The 1,726-nt window shown below is 74.6% G+C and carries 1 protein-coding gene; it reads left to right on the plus strand.

Annotated elements, in window-relative coordinates:
- Positions 1-36 precede the first annotated feature (36 nt).
- The coding region (locus E2651_RS43005) for an ABC transporter ATP-binding protein (protein WP_135336697.1) at positions 37-1,726 on the plus strand (1,690 nt) is incomplete at its 3' end.

Below are 1,726 nucleotides of genomic sequence, written 5' to 3' on the forward strand. Positions count from 1 at the left end.
GTCCTCCCCCGCCCCCGTGCCCCCCGAGGAGACCTCATGATCCGCTTCGAGGACGTCTCCGTGACGTACGAAGGGGTCGCCGAGCCCACCGTCCAGGGGGTCGAACTCGTCGTACCCGAAGGCGAGTTGGTGCTGCTGGTCGGCCCGTCCGGGGTCGGCAAGTCGACGCTGCTCGGCACGGTGAGCGGCCTGGTGCCGCACTTCACCGGCGGCACCCTGCGCGGCCGCGTGACGGTGGCGGGCCGCGACACCCGCACCCACAAGCCGCGCGAACTCGCCGATGTGGTCGGCACGGTGGGCCAGGACCCGCTCGCGCACTTCGTGACGGACACGGTCGAGGACGAGCTGGCGTACGGCATGGAGTCGCTTGGCCTCGCCCCGGACGTGATGCGCCGCCGCGTCGAGGAGACCCTGGACCTGCTCGGCCTCGCCGACCTGCGCGACCGCCCCATCGCCACGCTCTCCGGCGGCCAGCAGCAGAGGGTCGCGATCGGCTCGGTCCTCACCCCGCACCCCCAGGTCCTCGTCCTGGACGAGCCGACGTCGGCCCTCGACCCGGCCGCGGCGGAGGAGGTCCTCGCGGTACTCCAGCGCCTGGTCCACGACCTGGGCACCACCGTCCTGATGGCAGAGCACCGCCTTGAGCGGGTCGTGCAGTACGCGGACCAGGTGCTGCTGCTCGCCGCGCCGGGCGAGGCCCCGGTACTCGGCGACCCGGCCGCCCTGATGGCCCGCTCCCCCGTGTTCCCGCCGGTGGTCGCCCTGGGCCGCATCGCCGGCTGGTCGCCGCTGCCGCTGACCGTGCGGGACGCACGCCGCAGGGCGGGCACCCTGCGCGAGCGGCTCTCCGGGTCGGAACCGCCCGAGGAGACCACGGCCGCGCGCCCCGCCGAGCAGCCGGCACCGCGCAGGCCCAGCCTTCGACGTCGTACGAAGACGAGCGATGCCCCTGAGCCCGCCGCGACCGTCACGTCACTGGCCGTCCGCCGCGGCCGGGTCGAGGCCCTGCGCCGCGTGGACCTCACCGTCCGCGCAGGCGAGACGATCGCCCTGATGGGCCGCAACGGCGCGGGGAAATCCACGCTCCTCTCGACCCTGGTCGGCCTGCTGGAACCGTCGTCCGGTTCGGTCCGGGTGGGCGGCACGGTCCCGCACCGCACGGGCCCGCGCGAACTGATCCGCCATGTGGGCCTGGTCCCCCAGGAACCGCGCGATCTGCTGTACGCGGACACGGTGGCCGCCGAGTGCACGGCCGCCGACCACGACGCGGACGCGGCGCCGGGCACCTGCCGATCCCTGGTCAGCGAACTGCTCCCCGGCATCGCGGACGAAACGCACCCCCGCGACCTCTCCGAGGGCCAGCGCCTGACGCTGGCCCTGGCGATCGTCCTGGCGGCCCGCCCGCCCCTGCTGCTCCTGGACGAGCCGACCCGCGGTCTCGACTACGCGGCGAAGGCCCGCCTGGTCACGGTCCTGCGCGGTCTCGCGGCCGAGGGACACGCGATCGTCCTCGCCACGCACGACGTGGAGCTGGCGGCGGAACTGGCCCACCGGGTGGCGATCCTCGCCGACGGCGAAATCGTCGCGGACGGCCCGACCTCCGACATCGTGGTGTCGTCCCCGTCCTTCGCCCCCCAGGTGACAAAGATCCTGGCCCCACAGAAGTGGCTGACGGTCCCACAGGTGCGGGAAGCCCTGCGGGTGGCGGGGGCGGACTGGGCCGGCG

This window comes from Streptomyces sp. MZ04 (assembly GCF_004684775.1).
In the GTDB taxonomy this organism is placed as follows: Bacteria; Actinomycetota; Actinomycetes; order Streptomycetales; family Streptomycetaceae; genus Streptomyces.